19 protein-coding genes are annotated in these 17,011 nt (G+C 39.9%); 5 read left to right on the top strand and 14 right to left on the bottom strand.

Going from position 1 to position 17,011, the window contains the following annotated elements:
* Positions 1 to 83: 83 nt before the first annotated feature.
* Entirely contained in the window at positions 84 to 323 is a 240-nt protein-coding gene (locus tag A6M13_RS04205; RefSeq protein ID WP_066543161.1) for a DUF5325 family protein, read from the top strand.
* Between the two features lie 112 nt (positions 324 to 435).
* On the opposite strand, the gene A6M13_RS04200 is transcribed toward A6M13_RS04205, so the two are convergent.
* Together A6M13_RS04200 and A6M13_RS04195 are read right to left on the bottom strand one after the other, a co-directional pair.
* A complete protein-coding gene (locus tag A6M13_RS04200) occupies positions 436 to 1,230 on the bottom strand; it encodes an inositol monophosphatase family protein (RefSeq protein WP_066543159.1) in 795 nt (264 codons plus the stop codon).
* Positions 1,231 to 1,365: 135 nt separating this feature from the next.
* The gene (locus A6M13_RS04195; protein ID WP_066543158.1) at positions 1,366 to 1,563 is read right to left on the bottom strand and encodes a hypothetical protein; all 198 of its coding nucleotides are present in this window, start codon (positions 1,561 to 1,563) and stop codon (positions 1,366 to 1,368) included.
* 143 nt (positions 1,564 to 1,706) lie between these two features.
* Here A6M13_RS04195 and A6M13_RS04190 point away from each other — a divergent pair, with 143 nt between their 5' ends.
* Together A6M13_RS04190 and A6M13_RS04185 are read left to right on the top strand one after the other, a co-directional pair.
* Positions 1,707 to 2,336 (top strand): YktB family protein, encoded by a 630-nt coding sequence (locus tag A6M13_RS04190; protein ID WP_066543156.1) that lies wholly within the window; start codon positions 1,707 to 1,709, stop codon positions 2,334 to 2,336.
* Positions 2,337 to 2,468: 132 nt separating this feature from the next.
* Complete coding sequence (locus tag A6M13_RS04185; protein WP_066543153.1) at positions 2,469 to 3,380, top strand: ferrochelatase; 912 nt, start codon at positions 2,469 to 2,471, stop codon at positions 3,378 to 3,380.
* A gap of 47 nt (positions 3,381 to 3,427) precedes the next feature.
* Here A6M13_RS04185 and A6M13_RS04180 read toward each other — a convergent pair whose 3' ends face one another.
* Positions 3,428 to 3,721, bottom strand: coding sequence for a UPF0223 family protein (locus A6M13_RS04180; RefSeq protein ID WP_066543151.1), 294 nt, complete (start codon positions 3,719 to 3,721; stop codon positions 3,428 to 3,430).
* An 8-nt stretch (positions 3,722 to 3,729) separates the two neighbouring features.
* Positions 3,730 to 4,701: an NAD(P)H-dependent flavin oxidoreductase gene (locus A6M13_RS04175; RefSeq protein WP_066543147.1), complete on the bottom strand. Its 972-nt coding sequence runs from the start codon at positions 4,699 to 4,701 to the stop codon at positions 3,730 to 3,732.
* 146 nt (positions 4,702 to 4,847) lie between these two features.
* Between A6M13_RS04175 and A6M13_RS04170 the strand changes: the two genes are divergently transcribed.
* Positions 4,848 to 6,317, top strand: coding sequence for an aminotransferase class I/II-fold pyridoxal phosphate-dependent enzyme (locus tag A6M13_RS04170; RefSeq protein ID WP_066543146.1), 1,470 nt, complete (start codon positions 4,848 to 4,850; stop codon positions 6,315 to 6,317).
* Between the two features lie 49 nt (positions 6,318 to 6,366).
* Here the strand turns inward: A6M13_RS04170 and A6M13_RS04165 are convergent, their stop codons facing one another.
* The 10 genes from A6M13_RS04165 to pdhA all read right to left on the bottom strand — a co-directional run bounded on the left by A6M13_RS04165 (position 6,367) and on the right by pdhA (position 16,037).
* Positions 6,367 to 6,786, bottom strand: coding sequence for a hypothetical protein (locus tag A6M13_RS04165; RefSeq protein WP_066543145.1), 420 nt, complete (start codon positions 6,784 to 6,786; stop codon positions 6,367 to 6,369).
* Positions 6,787 to 7,149: 363 nt separating this feature from the next.
* The gene (locus A6M13_RS04160) at positions 7,150 to 7,833 is read right to left on the bottom strand and encodes an LrgB family protein (RefSeq protein ID WP_066543144.1); all 684 of its coding nucleotides are present in this window, start codon (positions 7,831 to 7,833) and stop codon (positions 7,150 to 7,152) included.
* Complete coding sequence (locus A6M13_RS04155) at positions 7,830 to 8,207, bottom strand: CidA/LrgA family protein (RefSeq protein ID WP_066543143.1); 378 nt, start codon at positions 8,205 to 8,207, stop codon at positions 7,830 to 7,832. Before A6M13_RS04155 ends, A6M13_RS04160 begins: the two co-directional genes overlap by 4 nt.
* Positions 8,208 to 8,424: 217 nt before the next feature.
* Entirely contained in the window at positions 8,425 to 9,207 is a 783-nt protein-coding gene (locus tag A6M13_RS04150) for an SDR family NAD(P)-dependent oxidoreductase (RefSeq protein ID WP_066543141.1), read from the bottom strand.
* A gap of 36 nt (positions 9,208 to 9,243) precedes the next feature.
* The gene (locus A6M13_RS04145) at positions 9,244 to 9,819 is read right to left on the bottom strand and encodes a DUF4126 domain-containing protein (RefSeq protein ID WP_066543139.1); all 576 of its coding nucleotides are present in this window, start codon (positions 9,817 to 9,819) and stop codon (positions 9,244 to 9,246) included.
* Between the two features lie 105 nt (positions 9,820 to 9,924).
* On the bottom strand, positions 9,925 to 10,815 hold the full coding sequence (locus A6M13_RS04140) for a LysR family transcriptional regulator (protein ID WP_066543136.1): 891 nt from the start codon (positions 10,813 to 10,815) through the stop codon (positions 9,925 to 9,927).
* Positions 10,816 to 11,168: 353 nt separating this feature from the next.
* Positions 11,169 to 12,578, bottom strand: a complete 1,410-nt coding sequence (lpdA, locus tag A6M13_RS04135; RefSeq protein ID WP_066543129.1) for a dihydrolipoyl dehydrogenase — start codon at positions 12,576 to 12,578, stop codon at positions 11,169 to 11,171.
* A gap of 4 nt (positions 12,579 to 12,582) precedes the next feature.
* Entirely contained in the window at positions 12,583 to 13,929 is a 1,347-nt protein-coding gene (locus tag A6M13_RS04130) for a dihydrolipoamide acetyltransferase family protein (RefSeq protein ID WP_066543127.1), read from the bottom strand.
* 17 nt (positions 13,930 to 13,946) lie between these two features.
* Positions 13,947 to 14,924 (bottom strand): alpha-ketoacid dehydrogenase subunit beta, encoded by a 978-nt coding sequence (locus A6M13_RS04125; RefSeq protein ID WP_066543125.1) that lies wholly within the window; start codon positions 14,922 to 14,924, stop codon positions 13,947 to 13,949.
* A 3-nt stretch (positions 14,925 to 14,927) separates the two neighbouring features.
* Positions 14,928 to 16,037: a pyruvate dehydrogenase (acetyl-transferring) E1 component subunit alpha gene (pdhA, locus tag A6M13_RS04120; protein WP_066543123.1), complete on the bottom strand. Its 1,110-nt coding sequence runs from the start codon at positions 16,035 to 16,037 to the stop codon at positions 14,928 to 14,930.
* Between the two features lie 300 nt (positions 16,038 to 16,337).
* Here pdhA and def point away from each other — a divergent pair, with 300 nt between their 5' ends.
* On the top strand, positions 16,338 to 16,892 hold the full coding sequence (gene def / locus A6M13_RS04115; protein ID WP_066543121.1) for a peptide deformylase: 555 nt from the start codon (positions 16,338 to 16,340) through the stop codon (positions 16,890 to 16,892).
* The last annotated feature ends 119 nt before the right edge of the window (positions 16,893 to 17,011 follow it).

Raw genomic sequence — 17,011 nt, 5'->3', positions numbered from 1 at the left:
GAAAGGCAAGTTGTCTTTTCAAAGATTTTTACAATTAACGGCTTTTCACGTCGTACATTTTAGATGATAGGGGTTGTGAGCATATGAATAAAGCAAAAATTACGATGTTCTTCTACGCACTAAGTGCCATCGCGTCAATGATTTCAATCGGTTTATTCGTCTCAGTTGTAGGCGCTACAGGTACACAATACAACACGATTGGCTTTATCGGTATCTTCTTAAGCATTGTGGCACTTTGTGTCATTTTTATGCAAGGTATGAAACAAAAGAAAAAATTTATTGCAGCAGGCTTATTAGGCGATCCAGAGCCAGAACAACAATAAACAAACAGTTTGGGACAAAAAGAAATATCCTTCAGCAATGACAACTGCTGAAGGATATTTTTCTATTCTTATAGCATCACAAATTCGAAAAATCTGTGACAACCCCTGCTTTTTAACATAAGACTTCAATATAATCTCGTAAAATAACGTCGTGAATGGATGGATTCGCAATAATAAAATGATTAGATGATAAGAAATCAATCGGACCACCCGTTAGCGTAGATGTAACTGCTCCAACTTCATTCGCAATAATTACGCCTCCTGCGATATCCCACGGTGCTAAACGCATCGACATGTACGCATCTAGCTTACCTGTTACAACAAACGCAATTTCCATTGCAGCAGACCCGTACGAACGTGTCCCGCGTACTGTGCGCACTAAATCACTAATTTTTTCATGGTTCACTTGTTCATTTTGCATAACCCAGCGTGCATTCACACCAATAACCGCTTCTTCAATCGGTAGCGACTGGAGCTGACGTAATGGTGAATCATTATACCAAGCACCTTGTCCGGCAATCGCATAAAATAAATCTTCACGCATCACATCAAATATGTATCCGAGCTTCCCAACACCATCGACTAAAATACCAACTGAAATCATAAAGTGACGATGTTGCTTTACAAAGTTCATCGTGCCGTCAATCGGATCTAAAATCCAAACAACGCCATTTAAATCTGTCACCGTCTCACCCATGCCCTCTTCACCAAGAATACGATGCTCGGCATTAAATGCTTGAATACGTTCAATAAAGAAAAGCTCGGTCTCGCGGTCAATATTGGTTACTAAATCGTTGGGGTTTGATTTCGTTTCAATTTCTAAATCATATGAAAAGGCATCGCGAATACGTTGCCCCGCTTCGCGAATTAATTGTTGTGCAAATTGATTGAGTTCATTTATATCCATCAGCGATTGCCACCTCTCACCTCTAAAAGCTCTATCAACCTTTAGCTTTTATCGTCTGTTAAATAGTAGTATAACAAAAAAACACCTGCTGTCGGAATATTCAGCAAGTGTTTTTATGGACTTTGTAAAATTTTTTTAAGCATATGCGCGCATTCCTTCTAACTCACGTTGAATTTCAGCTAAACGTTTTTTACTTTTTGCTTTTTGAATCTCATCCTGTTGGTTCATCGCATCATATAACGAAGCTAATTCATAATCTAATTCCAGACGTAAAACTTGTTCGTATTGCTTTTCAATGTCAACTTTGCGTATAATTTTAACGATTTGTTTCATAACCTATCAACGCCTTTCATCCATTATGGAAGGTAAATTTACAAAACATCTATGTTGGTTTACGATGGAGTTTGTTTTGTTATAAAAAATGTTCCCAAATAATTCACAATATAAACCTTATTTTCTGAAAGGAGTTAATAATTTTGACACAATATAAATGGACAAACGAAGATTTCGCTGTTTTTACAATTGATGGCTTAGAACAACGTATGGAGGCACTAACAACACATGTCCGTCCTAAGTTTTATGCGTTAGGTGATGCTTTCTCACAATTTTTCAGCACGCATTTGGGCGATGAATTTTTTGCGCATGTAGCGAAACACGCACGACGTACCGTCAATCCCCCAAAAGATTCTTGGGTAGCCTTTGCGCCCTATAAGCGTGGCTATAAGTCACTCCCTCATTTCCAAATCGGTTTATGGGAAAGCCATTTATTTATGATGGTTGGTGTGATTTATGAATCGCCAAATAAACAACAAATGGCCGAACGTTTACTACAAAATATGCAACAAATTACAGCACTTCCTGCTCACTACATGCTATCAGGCGACCATATGTCACCTGCTGCGATTTCACTTGCGGACGCAGGCACAGCTGGCACTGAAAAATTACTGACACGTTTACGCGATGTGAAAAAAGGTGAATTTTTAGTCGGCGTTCATATTCCAGCTGAAGAAGCTGTTCAATTGTCTAGCGATGAATTTTATCAATTAACAGAAGAAACTTTTACAAAGTTACTACCGATTTACAAAACATTAGCAAACATTTCATAAATATAGACAGATGCCGAAATTTCCTTTTCGGCATCTTTTTTTATTGTCGACACTTGTGACAAAAATCCATTGAGAATTAATATCAATTAACTTACAATAAAGACGAAATACAATTTAAAGGAGAGATTTTTCATGATTGCAGTTATTCATTTTGCATACGGCGCACCCGCTTCTATCGACGATATCCCTACATATTTCAGCCATATTATTGGCGGGCGTGAAGTACCACCACCAATGCTTGAAAAGATTGTGGCACAATTTAAACAACCTGCACAAGCAGACTTTATCGCATCTGCTACGCAACGCATTGCGCAAGGGTTACAACACGTTTTACCAACTACTTTGCAACAAGACGTCAAAGTATATAACGCTTATAAACATACCGCACCATTTTTAGAAGACGCTGTAACAACAGCAATTAAAGATGGCGCAACAACAGTTGTAACATTACCTATTAATCCAATCTTCTCTCCGTCGGGCGCTGGCGCTTTCCACGATGAAACAGCCGCACTGTTAGAAGGAAAAAATATCGAGCATATTGCCATTAAAGGGTGGAACACACACCCTGCGATTGTCGACATTTATGCTGACCGTGTATCACGTGCCATTCATTGGCTACCTGCTGCTGTACGTGACAACGCGTATGTGTACTTTACAGTGCATAGCCAACCAATTAAACCTGAAGGCAATGAGCCATACGTAGGTGAATTCCAAGCATTAGCCGATGCGATTGCTCAAAAAGTCGGCGTTGATAATTACGCGGCTGTTTATCGTTCTTCTGGTGGCAAAGCAAACTGGTTAGCTCCTGATGTAAAGGATGCCATCCGCGCACAAGCTTCAGAAGGTACACAAGCATTTGTAACATGTGAATTATTATCACTAGCCGCAGATGTAGAATCATTTATTGAAATTGGTCCTGATTGTGAAGCTGTAGCGAAGGAATTAAATGTAGAATTTGTACGTGCAGAATTCCCTGGCGATAGTTTTGATACAGTCATGGCGTTAGCACAAATCGTCAAAGAGCATGTATTTGTAACAGCCTAAACAAAAAAAGACTTACAGGAGATGAAACACTCCCGTAAGTCCTTCTTTTATTTACGACGTTTTTGTTGCACTTCCACACGAATTTTTTGTGTTGGTGCCGCTTCTTTTGCCGCTTTCACAACTTGGTACGGAATATATGAACTTGCTTCTTCATATTCACGACAAATTGTTTTTTCAGCTGCTTGTGATGGCACAACTTCTTTAAAACGACGGTACGCTTTCATAAAATCTTCCGCAATAATGCCCTTTTCATATGCTGCTTCGACACACTCAAAAAACTTTACAACGTCAATCATTTCTTGCGTCGACCAATCTGGTGATAATGGATATGAATATTCCATTACAAAACCTACTTTCTTATTTCAACTTCTCCCCATTTTAAACGAATTGCCTCTGCTTCTGCAACCATACGGCGAATAAGTGTATCTACAGTCGGTATATCTTTAATTAAACCTGTTACTTGCCCAGCCCAGCCGAAACCATTGTCTAACCCTTCGTAAATATAACGTGTATTCGCCTCACCGCTAATATAGTCACGTAATGCCTCATACGTAGGTGTCGTTGCTTCGATATTTAAAATCTCGTCGATAAACGCATTACGTAACGCACGCGCGGGTCCACCAATTGAACGTTTAATGACGACCGTATCATTTTCAGACGCATCAATTAACGCTTGCTTATAACGGTCAATGGCGTGTACACATTCTTGCGTGGCAATAAAACGTGTACCCATTTCAATTCCTTCTGCACCTAAAGCTTGCGCTGCCATCCAGCCACGCCCATCACCAATACCACCTGACGCAATAACTGGAATGGATACGCTATCGACGACTTGTGGAATTAAAACCATCGTTCCAACATCATCACGCCCTAAATGACCGCCACCTTCTTGCCCAACTACCATGACAGCATCTGCCCCTAACTCCTCCGCCTTTTGCGCTTGGCGACGCGCGGCAACGAGTACAAGCTTTTTAGCATCGCTCTGTTTTAAAATATCAAAAATAGGCGCTGGGTTGCCGCCAGTCATTGTGACAACTGCGACGTTTTCTTCTGCCGCTACTTCGACCATTGGCTCATACCCTTGTCCATGCATACCAATCGCAAAGTTCACCCCAAACGGCTTGTCAGTTAATGCACGTGTTTTTCGAATTTCTTCGCGTAATTCCTCTGGTGTGCGTAAACTCATCGCCGTAATTTGCCCTAGCCCCCCAGCATTACTTACGGCTGCTGCAAGCTCAGAATATGCTAAATATGCAAGTCCACCTTGAATAATCGGGTATTGAATCCCTAGTAATTCAGTTACCTTTGTAGACCAATTCATGAACATTCCCCCTTTTGCATGTATATTCTGCATGAATGCAAGGAATTCCTTCAAAAATATTTTTGTGGTCACATGTTACAGTAAATGCTATAATGCATTTGTTTTTAAAATTTTTCTACTATTTTATAAGTGAGGTGGTACCTGCGTTGTCACAATTAGAGACTCCGTTATTTGATGTTTTACTGAAACATCGTAATAGACATCCGATTCAATTCCATATTCCAGGTCATAAGAAAGGCGCTGGAATCGACCCAGCTTTCCGCGAATTTGTCGGGGACAACGTTTTATCAATCGATTTAATCAATATTGCTCCATTAGATGATTTACATTCACCAAAAGGCGCAATTAAGCAAGCACAGCAATTAGCTGCTGAGGCCTTTGGTGCTGACCATACATTTTTCTCGATTCAAGGTACTAGTGGTGCCATTATGACGATGATTATGTCTGTTGTTGGGCAAGGAGACAAAATCCTTGTGCCACGTAATGTGCACAAATCGATCATGTCTGCAATTGTATTTTCTGGAGCGATTCCAATCTTCATCCACCCTGAAGTGGATACGGAGCTTGGTATCTCACATGGCATTACGCCAGAGTCTGTAGAAAGGGCTCTAGAGACGTATCCAGATGCAAAAGCAGTACTTGTTATCAACCCTACGTACTTTGGCTTTGTAGCCGATTTAAAGCGCATTGTCGACATCGTTCATGCGCGTAACATTCCTGTTATCGTAGACGAAGCGCATGGTGTGCTAATGAAATTCCATGACGACCTTCCGTTATCAGCGATGCAAGCAGGGGCAGATATGGCTGCAACGAGCGTACATAAGCTCGGTGGCTCAATGACGCAAAGTTCTGTACTCAATGTACGTGAAGGTTTAGTATCCGCTAAGCGTGTACAAACCGTTTTATCGATGCTAACGACAACGTCAACATCATATCCGTTACTTGCTTCTCTTGACACAGCACGTCGTCAATTAGCCGTACATGGTTACGATTTAATTGACGAAGCTATTCGCTTAGCACAAGACACACGTAAACGTATTAATAACATTCCACATTTATACTGTGTCGGACGTGAAAAGCTACATTCTTCCGCTACATTTGATATGGATCCGTTAAAGCTGTTAATTAGCGTTAAAGATTTAGGCATTACCGGACATCAAGCTGAAGAATGGCTACGCTATAACGCCAACTTAGAAGTCGAATTATCAGACCTTTACAATATTTTATGTTTAGTAACAATGGGCGACACGAAAAAAGAAATGAACTTGCTTGTTAACGCGCTACAACGCATGTCACAAGCGTTCGATTCTGAAGCTGTTATTACCGAAACGAATGTCAACGTACCAGAAATTCCAGCACTTTCAATGTCACCACGTGATGCTTTTTATGCTGAAACAGAAATCATTCCGCTAAAAGACGCACACGACCGCATTTCTGCTGAATTCATCATGGTGTACCCACCAGGCATTCCCATCTTTATCCCTGGTGAGGTCATCACACAAGAAACGATTGACTTCATTCAAGAAAACATTGAGGCCGGCTTACCTGTTCAAGGCTTAGAAGATGACACGCTTCAAAACATTCGCGTCATCCAAGAGCGCCGCGCCATTTATTAAACAGAAAAAACCTCCGCCAGCAAATTGCTGACGGAGATTTTTTAGTTGTTTACGCTAAACCAAATTGCGTTGGATCAATGTCACTTGCAAGCTCTGGCTCTTGTTCAGAGATATAGTATTCAAGTGGTGCGATGTTACTACTAATACCACCGCTACCACTACTTGACGATGGAATTGAGTACGTTGTTCCTTGTGTAGGATTCGGAATCATATACGTTCCGCCGCCTGTTATATTGATTGTAATCGTTTCAGCATCTGATACATTACCATGTACATCAATTAACATATACGTAAACACATCACGGTCTGCTAAACCATAGATCGCTTCAGCATGTGTATAGTTATCTTGTACATCAGTAAACTTCCCGTTAATCATTTTACCTTGTACGCCTATTGGAGCGACTGCAGTTAAAGACATTGCTACAGAGGTAGCAATAAAAATACTACGATTTTTATTCTTTTTAGCCATCTTCTTTGTACCTCCCAGTAAGGAAATCAATACATTTGTATCATCTTTTTGATCTTCGTAACTACAAATGCTTACAATTGACTTTCCCGTCCTTAAACTTTAGAAACATGCGATTACTTATAATATCTCTATAAAAAAATCATATATATACAATTTTCAGTTCCAAAGAATCAATTCAAAAGAATATTTTCCAGAAAATTCAAAACTAAAAACAAGCATTTTAGCATCCAAAACCCTATACAAAGGGAATTAAAGGAAATCAAAAACATACAAAAAAATAGATAAAAAAAACGTAAAAATCTTTTTCAGGAAAAAAGATTTTTACGTTTCAAATTCTCTATTACACATTACTTTAAACCTACTTCACATAAACAGATTAACAAATAACGGACATAAAAACGCGCCGATAACAGCACTAATTCCCATTGATAACGAGCCAATTGACACTTCTTGCTCTCCGTAATCGACCAGTTTAGAAATACCTACTCCGTGACTAGCCGCTCCTACAGAGAGTCCTCTACTAATTGCTGAATCAATACGACAAATTTTAAAAATAAGTGGCGCGCTAAATGCACCTGTAAAACCAGCAACCATCACTAATACGACCGTCATCGGACTAATGCCACCTAAAGAACCACTAATTTCCATCGCTACGGGTGTCGTAATCGACTTAGGAATAGCTGTTAATATATACGTTTCTGACGCATTTCCTAGTTTTAAAAATGCAAACACACTAACAAGACCCGCAATCATTGCCACAACAAGCCCACTAATAATCGTTACTTTATAGCGGAAAATAAGCGCACGTTGGTTATACAACGGGAATGCTAAACCAACAATTGCTGGACCTAGCAATTTCGAAATCCAGTCCGCTCCTTCCATATAAGACGCATACGGGATGTTAAACATGACTAAGAGTATACAAATAATAAACGTCGTTGTTAATACGGGCAATAAAAATGGTGTTGGATATTTTTTATGTAAGGTCATCATCGCTAAAAATAACAACACCGTTCCCACTAAACTTATAACAGCTACTAACATCATTGCGACTCCTCTCTATGTACTTCTTTCTTTTCGAGCCATTTACTAACGATACCCGCAATGGCAATTGTCACCATCGTACTCACAATAACCGCTGCCATTAAATATAAACCAGGCGCTGATAAAAGCTCTGGATATTCAATAACACCAATCGTCGTTGGAATGAAAAACAACGTCAAATACATCAATAAAAAACCAGCCCCTGTTTCAATCCATTCCACCTTGATTAATTTTGTGTATAAACAAAGCCATAATAAAATAAGTCCCATAATACTGCCTGGCAAAACAAGATTGAATGTATTAACGATTAGTTGTCCCAGTTCATTAAATACACATAACACAGCAATCTGAACGATAATTTTTATAAATTTTCGCATGTACTACATCCTCCCCCCTTTATTCTAATATATCAAAGTTCTAGCCATTACGTGGCGCTTTCCATTAAAAGCGCTGATTTTCTATAGCAAAATCTATCCCCGATCAAAAAGCGCAGAACAATATAAAAAGGTAGGAGAAACCCAATCATTTCTCCTACCAAATTCTATAATCGCTATTGCTCAAGTCATAGAGTTGAATATACATAAAGTATGTATGTTATAACGCCGGTGCTGAGCCGCCGTCAACATTAACCGCTGTCCCTGTTACATAAGAAGCAGCTGGAGACGCTAAAAATGCAATGACATTAGCTGCTTCTTGCGCTTCGCCAATACGCCCTAATGGAATGTTTTCTCCTTGCATCGCAGAATACTGTTCCCATGAATGTTTCGGATAATGCTTTTGCCATGACTGCTCAATTTGTTCGCTTCGTACTAAGCCAACGCAAACTGCGTTCACACGAATATTATACTGTGCTAAATCTTTACTCATCGCATTCGTCATTGCTAAACCAGCGCCCCTACTAACCGTCGTTGGCAGGCTATTCGCTGGTGGTGTTTTAGCCATTGACGATACGATATTCACAATAGCACTTTCCGTACGCTCTTTTAAATGTGATAATGCTGCGCGTGCAATGCGGATAGCACCAAATAGCTTTAAATTCAAGTCATCTTGCCATAGCTCATCTGTTACCATTTCAAAATTCGTGGCACATGATGTACCCGCATTGTTTATCACAATATCAAGTTGTCCATATTGTTTAATGGCTTCTGCAATAACTGCTTCACAATCCTCTTTTTTCGTAATATCGGCACGTACGATGCTGACTGCTTTGCCCGTTTCTTCTTGTAATAAGCTGGCTGCAATTTGCAATTGCTTTTCGCCACGCGCACAAATCACCACATGACACCCTTCCAGTAATAACGTTTTTGCTGTATAAAAGCCAATGCCTTTACTACCACCTGTTACGACTGCTACTTTCCCATCCAATTGTAAATCCATACCGACACCCCTTTATCGATTGTACTTTCATTATACTTAATTTAAACGATGTTGACGGGTGTTTTTTATTTTATTGAAAAATTTTACAAATAGTATCATCACAATAATAAGCATGACAATAACGACTAGTGGAAATATAATCGATACAATCGGTAATACTACTGCCGAAATATCTTCTATAATTGATACAAGCGGGTTCGCTAAACCAGCTGTCGTAACGGTAGACGTTCCACGCACCGCTGTATTTGTTAAACTCGTAAGCGTCGCTGCGCCACCACCTGTTACGAAGGCTAAGCCCCATGATAAAAACGCAGAATCTTCCACGCCAATTACAGACACGGTCATCAATGTCCCAGCAATCGCTGCTAACGGCGCTGACAAGCCACGCATAAAGTTATCAAAGGCTGGCACATAATAACTAATGACCTCTAACAATGTCGCTAACGCTAAAGCAATTAGTGCGGGCGTACTGCCAAGCCACTCAAAGCCTGCTGCTAATGGTAGCCATCCAAACTTCGCTGCAATCGATGCTAATAACATCGGTGTAAAGACACGAAAACCTGCTGAAATACTTAAACCAATGCCGATAAAAACGGCTAATATATATTCCATACGCTTCTTCCTTTCTACATATTACTACATACCTTTTCCCAGTTCCGTTACAATATAAGCGCAAAAAAGAAGTATACACTGTGTGGATGTATACTCCAAAAACGATTAAATGGCGACTTGTGTCGATAAACGTTCTTTTATATGTGCATAATATGCTTCTTCGCCAGCTGTTAGCAATTGCTCTTTATCTTTTACAATCGCTACCTTCCTACGAATATTCAATCCTTTTACATGCTTTATTTTTACAGCCGGGTCATTCTCCACCATTTTCTCTGGTAAAAATGCTAAACCTAATCCTTGTTGAACTGCTTTATGAATTAAATCAAAGTTTGTCATGTTCATATAATAAACAGACACTTCCTTCGCTTGAATGACTTGCTTAATATCCTCAGCGATATGTGTGCTATGTGGCAGCAGTACAGCTTGTTCTTCTAAATCTTTTACATAAACAACTTTACGTGATGCTAATGGATGTTCCGGCGCGACAACAAGTACAAAGTTTTCCTCAAATAAAATGTCTATATGAAATTGCTCCTCAATAATCGGATCATCTTCATAGATCGACATCACTGCAAATTTCGCATGCTTTTCAAATAAGCTCTTTTTTAATTTTTCGTATTCCATACTATTCATTTCACATGGATATGTCGATGTTAACGCCTGTGCACCTTGAAATAACTGTTCAAAATAATGGCTGGCAATATAATGACTCATGTACAAACTGACATGAGATTCTGTTGCAATTAATGAATCCATTTTATGTTTAAGTTCTTGCGATAAATGATGCATACGCTCAACATATTGCAATAAAAGCTGTCCTTTATCTGTTAATTCAATAGCACGTTTATGACGTTTAATTAATTTACAATTATATTCATTTTCCAACTGCTGAATATGTTGTGATACAGTCGGCTGTGAACAAAATAATCGCTTTGCTGTTTCAGTGAATGATTTACATTCAGCTAAAATCATAAAAGTCCTATAACGATCCGTCATACGTGTCTCCCCTCTTTAATCATTGTGCGTAAAAAACATTTACGTGCACATCATCATCTACCTCTCTAACAATTCCGCTACTGTCGATCATCATCACCGTAGAAAATTTTCATCAAAACGCCACAAATGGTATACGCTTACATTTGTACAGACGTCTTACTTCTACTACTTAATATGCCATTATTAATGAGTAATTTCGAGTAATCTGCTTATATCCTATCAGAAAAAGCACGGTCAATGACGCTTTTATTACATTCTTAAATAAAATGAAATATTTTTGTGATATTTTTAATGAAACATGACAAAAAAACCCGCTAGAAGACAAGCTTCTAGCGAGTTTTATGACAAATTAATTATTTAGAAACGATATGGATTGGGTTGCCTAATAATACTTCAGCAGTTTCCATTGTAATTTCACCTAATGTTGGGTGAGCATGGATAGTTAACGCGATATCTTCAGCTGTCATACCAGCTTCGATAGCTAGACCCATTTCAGCGATCATATCAGATGCACCAGCACCTACGATTTGAGCGCCAATTAATAAGCCATCTTCTTTACGCGCAACAAGTTTCACGAAACCTTCTGTTTGGTTTAACGCTAATGCACGACCGTTTGCAGCGAATGGGAATTTCGCAGCTTTTACTTCGAAGCCTTCAGCTTTCGCTTGCTCTTCGTTGTAACCAACAGTAGCCATTTCTGGATCTGTGAAGCATACAGCTGGAATTGCTAAGTAATCAACTACTGATGGTTCACCAGCAATTGCTTCTGCAGCAACTTTACCTTCGTATGATGCTTTGTGTGCAAGTTGTGGACCAGCAACGATATCACCGATTGCATAGATGTTTGGAATATTCGTACGGCATTGGTTATCAACTTCTAATAAACCACGCTCAGCGAATTTAATCCCTACTTCTTCAAGACCCATTTCATCTGTGTTTGGACGACGGCCTACAGTTACTAACACATAGTTAGCTTCTACTGTTTTCTCTTCGCCACCAGCTTCGTATGATACGATTACGCCGTTTTCTGTTTCTTCAACGCCTTTTGCTGATGCGCCAACGATTACTTCAACGCCTTTTGCTTTAAGACCTTTTTTAACGACTTGAGTCATTTGTTTTTCGAAACCAGCTAAGATGTCTTTGCCGCCTTCAATAATCGTTACTTGAGAACCTAGGTTAGCGTAAGCAGAACCTAACTCAGTACCGATGTAACCACCACCGATTACAACTAATTTCTCTGGTACTTCTGGGAATGATAAAGCACCTGTAGAAGAAACTACGCGATCAGTGAATTTGAAAGTTGGAATCTCGATTGGACGAGAACCAGTCGCAATAATCGCATTTTTGAATGTGTAAGTTTGTGCATTGTCGCCATTAATTACACGTACAGTGTTAGCATCTACGAAGTATGCTTCACCTTCGATATAATCAACTTTGTTGCCTTTTAATAAAGAACTTACGCCGCCAGTTAATTTCTTAACTACGCCATCTTTGAATGCTTGTGCTTTTGACCAGTCAAGTTTCACATCTGCAATAACACCCATATCATCTGAATGTTTTGCGTGCTCATAACGGTGACCTACTGAAATTAACGCTTTTGATGGGATACAACCTACGTTTAAACATACGCCCCCAACTGTACCACGTTCAACAACTGTTACTTTTTGACCTGTTTGTGCTGCGCGGATTGCCGCTACATAACCACCAGGGCCTGATCCAACTACTAGAGTATCTAACTCGATTGGGAAATCTCCAACTACCATTTTATTATGCCTCCATTAATAAAAGTTCTGGCTCACCTAACAAACGCTTTAAATAATTTAAAGCATTTTGTGCAGTGGCACCATCGATCATTCGATGATCAAAGCTCAATGATAATGCTAACACAGGTGCACCTACAATTTCACCATTTTTTATTACAGGTTTGTCAGAAATTCGTCCAATTCCTAAAATTGCAACCTCTGGATGGTTAATTACTGGTGTAAACCATTGACCGCCAGCAGAGCCGATATTTGTAATCGACATCGATGCGCCCTTCATCTCATGTGGTGCTAATTTGCCGTCACGCGCTTTTGTCGCTAAGTCATTAATATCATTTGATAAGCTAAATACTGATTTACGATCAGCGTGCTTAATTACTGGTACTAATAAACCTCGGTCCGTATCAGCCGCGATACCTACATTATAATAGTGTTTCTGAATAATTTCTTGTGTTTCGTCATCTAATGAGCGATTAAATTCTGGGAACTTGCGTAAAGTTGCCACTAATGCTTTCACAACGTATGGTAAATACGTTAATTTCACGCCCTGCTCTGCTGCAAGCTCTTTGAATTTTTTACGATGTGCGACAAGTGCTGTTACATCCACTTCATCCATTAATGTTACGTGTGGTGCCGTTTGCTTCGAGTGTACCATTGCTTTAGCAATCGCTTTACGCATACCAGACATTTTTTCGCGTGTTTCTGGGAATTCACCTTCAAGCGCGACTGGAGCTGCTGCTTGTGGTGCTGCTGTTTCTTCTGTTGCTACTTCTTGTGTTTCGACAGCTACTTCCTCAGTTTGCGCTTGTCCACCATTTAAAAACGCTTCGATATCATCTTTGATAATGCGACCGTTTTTACCTGTACCTGCTACCGCTTTAATATCCACACCTTGCTCACGTGCAAACTTACGTACAGATGGCATCGCAATAACGCGCTTCGTTGGGTCAGCATCTACTGCTTCTGTCGCTACTGGAGCTGCCGCTTCTGCTTTTTCAGCTTTTGGTGTTTCTTCTTTTTTCACATCTTGACCCGCTTCAGCTGTTGCTTGTACTTGTGCTTCTGTCGTCTCTGTACTTGCGTGGTCATCACCTTTTAGTTTTAAATCTTCATAACCAGGTGCATCTAAGCGAATTAATACGTCGCCTACAACTGCGACTGTGCCTTCTGCTACAAGTACTTCTTCTACCGTACCTTCAACCGGAGATGGAATTTCTACGACCGCTTTATCATTTTGTACTTCGCATAAAATATCATCTTCTTGAACTTTATCGCCTGCTTTTACGAACCATTTTACGATTTCGCCCTCATGGATACCCTCGCCGATATCCGGTAATCTGAATTCAAATGCCACAATGCTCACCTCGTTTATTAGAATGTTAAAACTTTTTTCGCTGTTTCGTATACATCTTTATGTGTCGGTAACCAAACGCCCTCTGCTTGTGGGAATGGATACACTGTATCTGGTGCTGCTACGCGTAGTACTGGTGCCTCTAACGATAAAATAGCGCGCTCTGTAATTTCTGCTACAACGTTCGCTGCAATACCCGCTTGCTTTTGTGCTTCTTGTACAACGATTGCACGGTTTGTTTTTTCAACAGATGCAATAATTGTTTCGATATCTAATGGCTGAATTGTACGTAAGTCGATTACTTCTACTGAGTGACCTTCTTTTTCTAATTCTTCTGCCGCTTTTAAGCTTTCATGTACCATTAAGCCGTATGCAATAATCGTTAAATCTGAACCTTCACGTTTTACATCTGCTTTACCTAATGGAATTGTGTATGATTCTTCCGGTACTTCTTCACGGAATGAACGGTATAATTTTAAGTGCTCTAAGAAAATAACTGGGTCGTTATCACGAATTGATGAAATTAATAACCCTTTGGCATCATACGGTGTTGATGGAATAACAACCTTTAAACCTGGTTGCTGCGCCATTAAACCTTCTAATGAATCTGAGTGCATTTCTGGCGTGTGTACTCCGCCACCAAATGGTGAACGGATTGTCACTGGTGCGTTATACACGCCGCCTGAACGATAGCTCATACGTGCTAATTGTCCGCTAATTGAGTCCATTACTTCATAGACGAAGCCGAAGAATTGGATTTCAGGAACAGGGCGGAAACCTGTTAATGATAAACCGATTGCTAAACCACCGATACCTGACTCTGCTAATGGTGTATCAAATACGCGGTCTTCACCAAATTCTTTTTGTAATCCGTCAGTTGCACGGAATACCCCACCGTTTACACCTACGTCTTCCCCGAATACAAGAACGTTTTCGTCATCTCGTAATTCGCAACGTAGCGCGTCTGTAATTGCTTGAATCATCGTCATTTGTGCCATGGCTTATTTCGACTCCTTCTCTAAGTAAATTTCTAATTGCTCTTTTAAGTTATATGGTAAGTCACCGCGGTGCATGTTGTTAATTAACTCTGACACTTTTTGCTTCGGTGCTTTATCTGCTTCTTTGATTGCTTCTTTAATTTCTTCTTTTGCACGCTCAATTACTGCTTCTTCTTTCGCTTCATCCCATAAACCTTTTGCTTCTAAGAATTTGCGGAAGCGTACTAATGGGTCTTTTGCTACCCATTCATTATCTGTGTCTGTTGTACGGTAGCGTGTTGGGTCATCCCCTGCCATTGTATGTGGCCCGTAACGGTAACATAATGTTTCGATTAATGTTGGCCCTTCACCTGCAACTGCGCGCTCACGAGCATCTTTTGTTACTTTATAAACAGCTAATGGGTCCATACCATCTACATAAACAGATGGTATACCTGCTGCAATCCCTTTTTGTGCTAATGTTTTACCAACTGATTGCACGCTACGAGGCGTTGAAATCGCAAATTGGTTGTTTTGAATGAAGAAGATGGCTGGTGATTTTTGTGCACCTGCAAATGTAATCCCTTCATAGAAGTCCCCTTGTGAAGAACCACCGTCACCTGTGTATGTGACTGCAACTGCATCTGCTTTACGTTTTTTAAGACCAAGTGCAACACCTGCTGCTTGAATGTATTGTGCACCGATAATAATTTGCGGTGATAACACATTTACGCCTTCAGGAGCTTGGTTACCCGCAAAGTGACCGCGAGAGAATAAAAATGCTTTCGCAAGTGGTAAGCCGTGCCAAATAATTTGTGGTACGTCACGGTAACCCGGTAAAATCCAGTCTTGTTTTTCAAGTGCGAAATGCGACGCAATTTGCGATGCTTCTTGTCCTGCAGTTGGTGCATAGAAACCTAAACGACCTTGACGGTTTAGTGAAATCGAACGTTGGTCAAGTACACGCGTGTATACCATACGTGTCATTAACTCCACTAATTCCTCGTTAGAAAGCTCTGGCATTTCTGCTTCATTAACGATTTCGCCTTCTTCATTTAAAATTTGGAACAATTCAAACTTGCTTTCGATTTCCTCGACTAATGCTTGTGGATCGAATTTTTTGTTTTCAGCCATCGTATTCCATCTCCTTTGTTTATCATCTGTATTATAATTTTTAAATTTAATATTAGTACAACTAAGCTATATTCAGCAGTATACGTTATAAAACTGTATCGGTCAATCAATAAATTTCAAATAAAATACACATTTCTTGTTGCTTTGTCCGTTCACAAAAACTGTACTATACTGTACTATTTTTCTATTTTTTCTGTATTATAACAAGTTTTCCCATTGCAGTTTTCGAAAGTTTTTCACTAACATGCCACCGTTCGTGATGTATACTAAAGACACACGCATTGAAAGGAAGTATGTAAAATGATTACAATGGATGACATTATCCGCGAAGGTCACGAAACGCTACGTACAAAAGCGATAGAGATGACCTTTCCATTAACAGCCGAAGAACGCCAAATCGCGGAGGATATGTTGCAGTTTCTTAAAAATAGTCAAGACCCTGAAATCGCTGAAAAATATAATTTACGTGGTGGTATTGGCTTAGCTGCAAACCAAATTAACGTACCTAAGCGCATGTTTGCCCTACATTTACCAGGTGAAGATGATGAGTTCGTAAGCTTCGTTGCGATCAACCCTAAAATCGTTAGCCACTCTGTTGAACAAACATATATTACATCAGGTGAAGGCTGTTTATCAGTTGACCGTGATGTACCGGGTTATGTGCCTCGTCACGCACGTATTACGGTTAAATATAAAAACCTTGATGGGCAAGAACATAAAGTACGTTTAAAAGGATTGCCAGCGATTGCCTTCCAGCATGAGCTTGACCATTTAAACGGTGTGATGTTCTATGACCGCATCAATAAAAAAGAGCCTTTTGGTCCAGTTGAAAACGGTACGCCATTCGAACGTTAATCGTTATTTGCTATCTGCATATTGCAGGTAGCATTTTTTATACACCTTTGTCCATTCCACAACGAAAGCGCACTAAAACATGTCAAAAAACAACAAAACCGGCGAAAAGGTTGTCGCCC

The sequence above is a fragment of the Caryophanon tenue genome, assembly GCF_001700315.1.
GTDB lineage: Bacteria > Bacillota > Bacilli > Bacillales_A > Planococcaceae > Caryophanon > Caryophanon tenue.
Note: the sequence above shows the minus strand (reverse complement) of the source record. Positions and strands in the feature narration are given on the sequence as shown.

Excerpts from the sequence above, each read along its gene's own strand:
- A6M13_RS04205 (WP_066543161.1), top strand. The coding sequence starts at position 84 with ATGAATAAAGCAAAAATTACGATGTTCTTCTACGCACTAAGTGCCATC.
- A6M13_RS04200 (WP_066543159.1), bottom strand. The coding sequence starts at position 1,230 with ATGGATATAAATGAACTCAATCAATTTGCACAACAATTAATTCGCGAA.
- A6M13_RS04195 (WP_066543158.1), bottom strand. The coding sequence starts at position 1,563 with ATGAAACAAATCGTTAAAATTATACGCAAAGTTGACATTGAAAAGCAA.
- A6M13_RS04185 (WP_066543153.1), top strand. The coding sequence starts at position 2,469 with ATGATTGCAGTTATTCATTTTGCATACGGCGCACCCGCTTCTATCGAC.
- A6M13_RS04180 (WP_066543151.1), bottom strand. The coding sequence starts at position 3,721 with ATGGAATATTCATATCCATTATCACCAGATTGGTCGACGCAAGAAATG.
- A6M13_RS04175 (WP_066543147.1), bottom strand. The coding sequence starts at position 4,701 with ATGAATTGGTCTACAAAGGTAACTGAATTACTAGGGATTCAATACCCG.
- A6M13_RS04165 (WP_066543145.1), bottom strand. The coding sequence starts at position 6,786 with ATGGCTAAAAAGAATAAAAATCGTAGTATTTTTATTGCTACCTCTGTA.
- A6M13_RS04160 (WP_066543144.1), bottom strand. The coding sequence starts at position 7,833 with ATGATGTTAGTAGCTGTTATAAGTTTAGTGGGAACGGTGTTGTTATTT.
- A6M13_RS04155 (WP_066543143.1), bottom strand. The coding sequence starts at position 8,207 with ATGCGAAAATTTATAAAAATTATCGTTCAGATTGCTGTGTTATGTGTA.
- A6M13_RS04150 (WP_066543141.1), bottom strand. The coding sequence starts at position 9,207 with ATGGATTTACAATTGGATGGGAAAGTAGCAGTCGTAACAGGTGGTAGT.
- A6M13_RS04145 (WP_066543139.1), bottom strand. The coding sequence starts at position 9,819 with ATGGAATATATATTAGCCGTTTTTATCGGCATTGGTTTAAGTATTTCA.
- A6M13_RS04140 (WP_066543136.1), bottom strand. The coding sequence starts at position 10,815 with ATGACGGATCGTTATAGGACTTTTATGATTTTAGCTGAATGTAAATCA.
- lpdA (WP_066543129.1), bottom strand. The coding sequence starts at position 12,578 with ATGGTAGTTGGAGATTTCCCAATCGAGTTAGATACTCTAGTAGTTGGA.
- A6M13_RS04125 (WP_066543125.1), bottom strand. The coding sequence starts at position 14,924 with ATGGCACAAATGACGATGATTCAAGCAATTACAGACGCGCTACGTTGC.
- pdhA (WP_066543123.1), bottom strand. The coding sequence starts at position 16,037 with ATGGCTGAAAACAAAAAATTCGATCCACAAGCATTAGTCGAGGAAATC.
- def (WP_066543121.1), top strand. The coding sequence starts at position 16,338 with ATGATTACAATGGATGACATTATCCGCGAAGGTCACGAAACGCTACGT.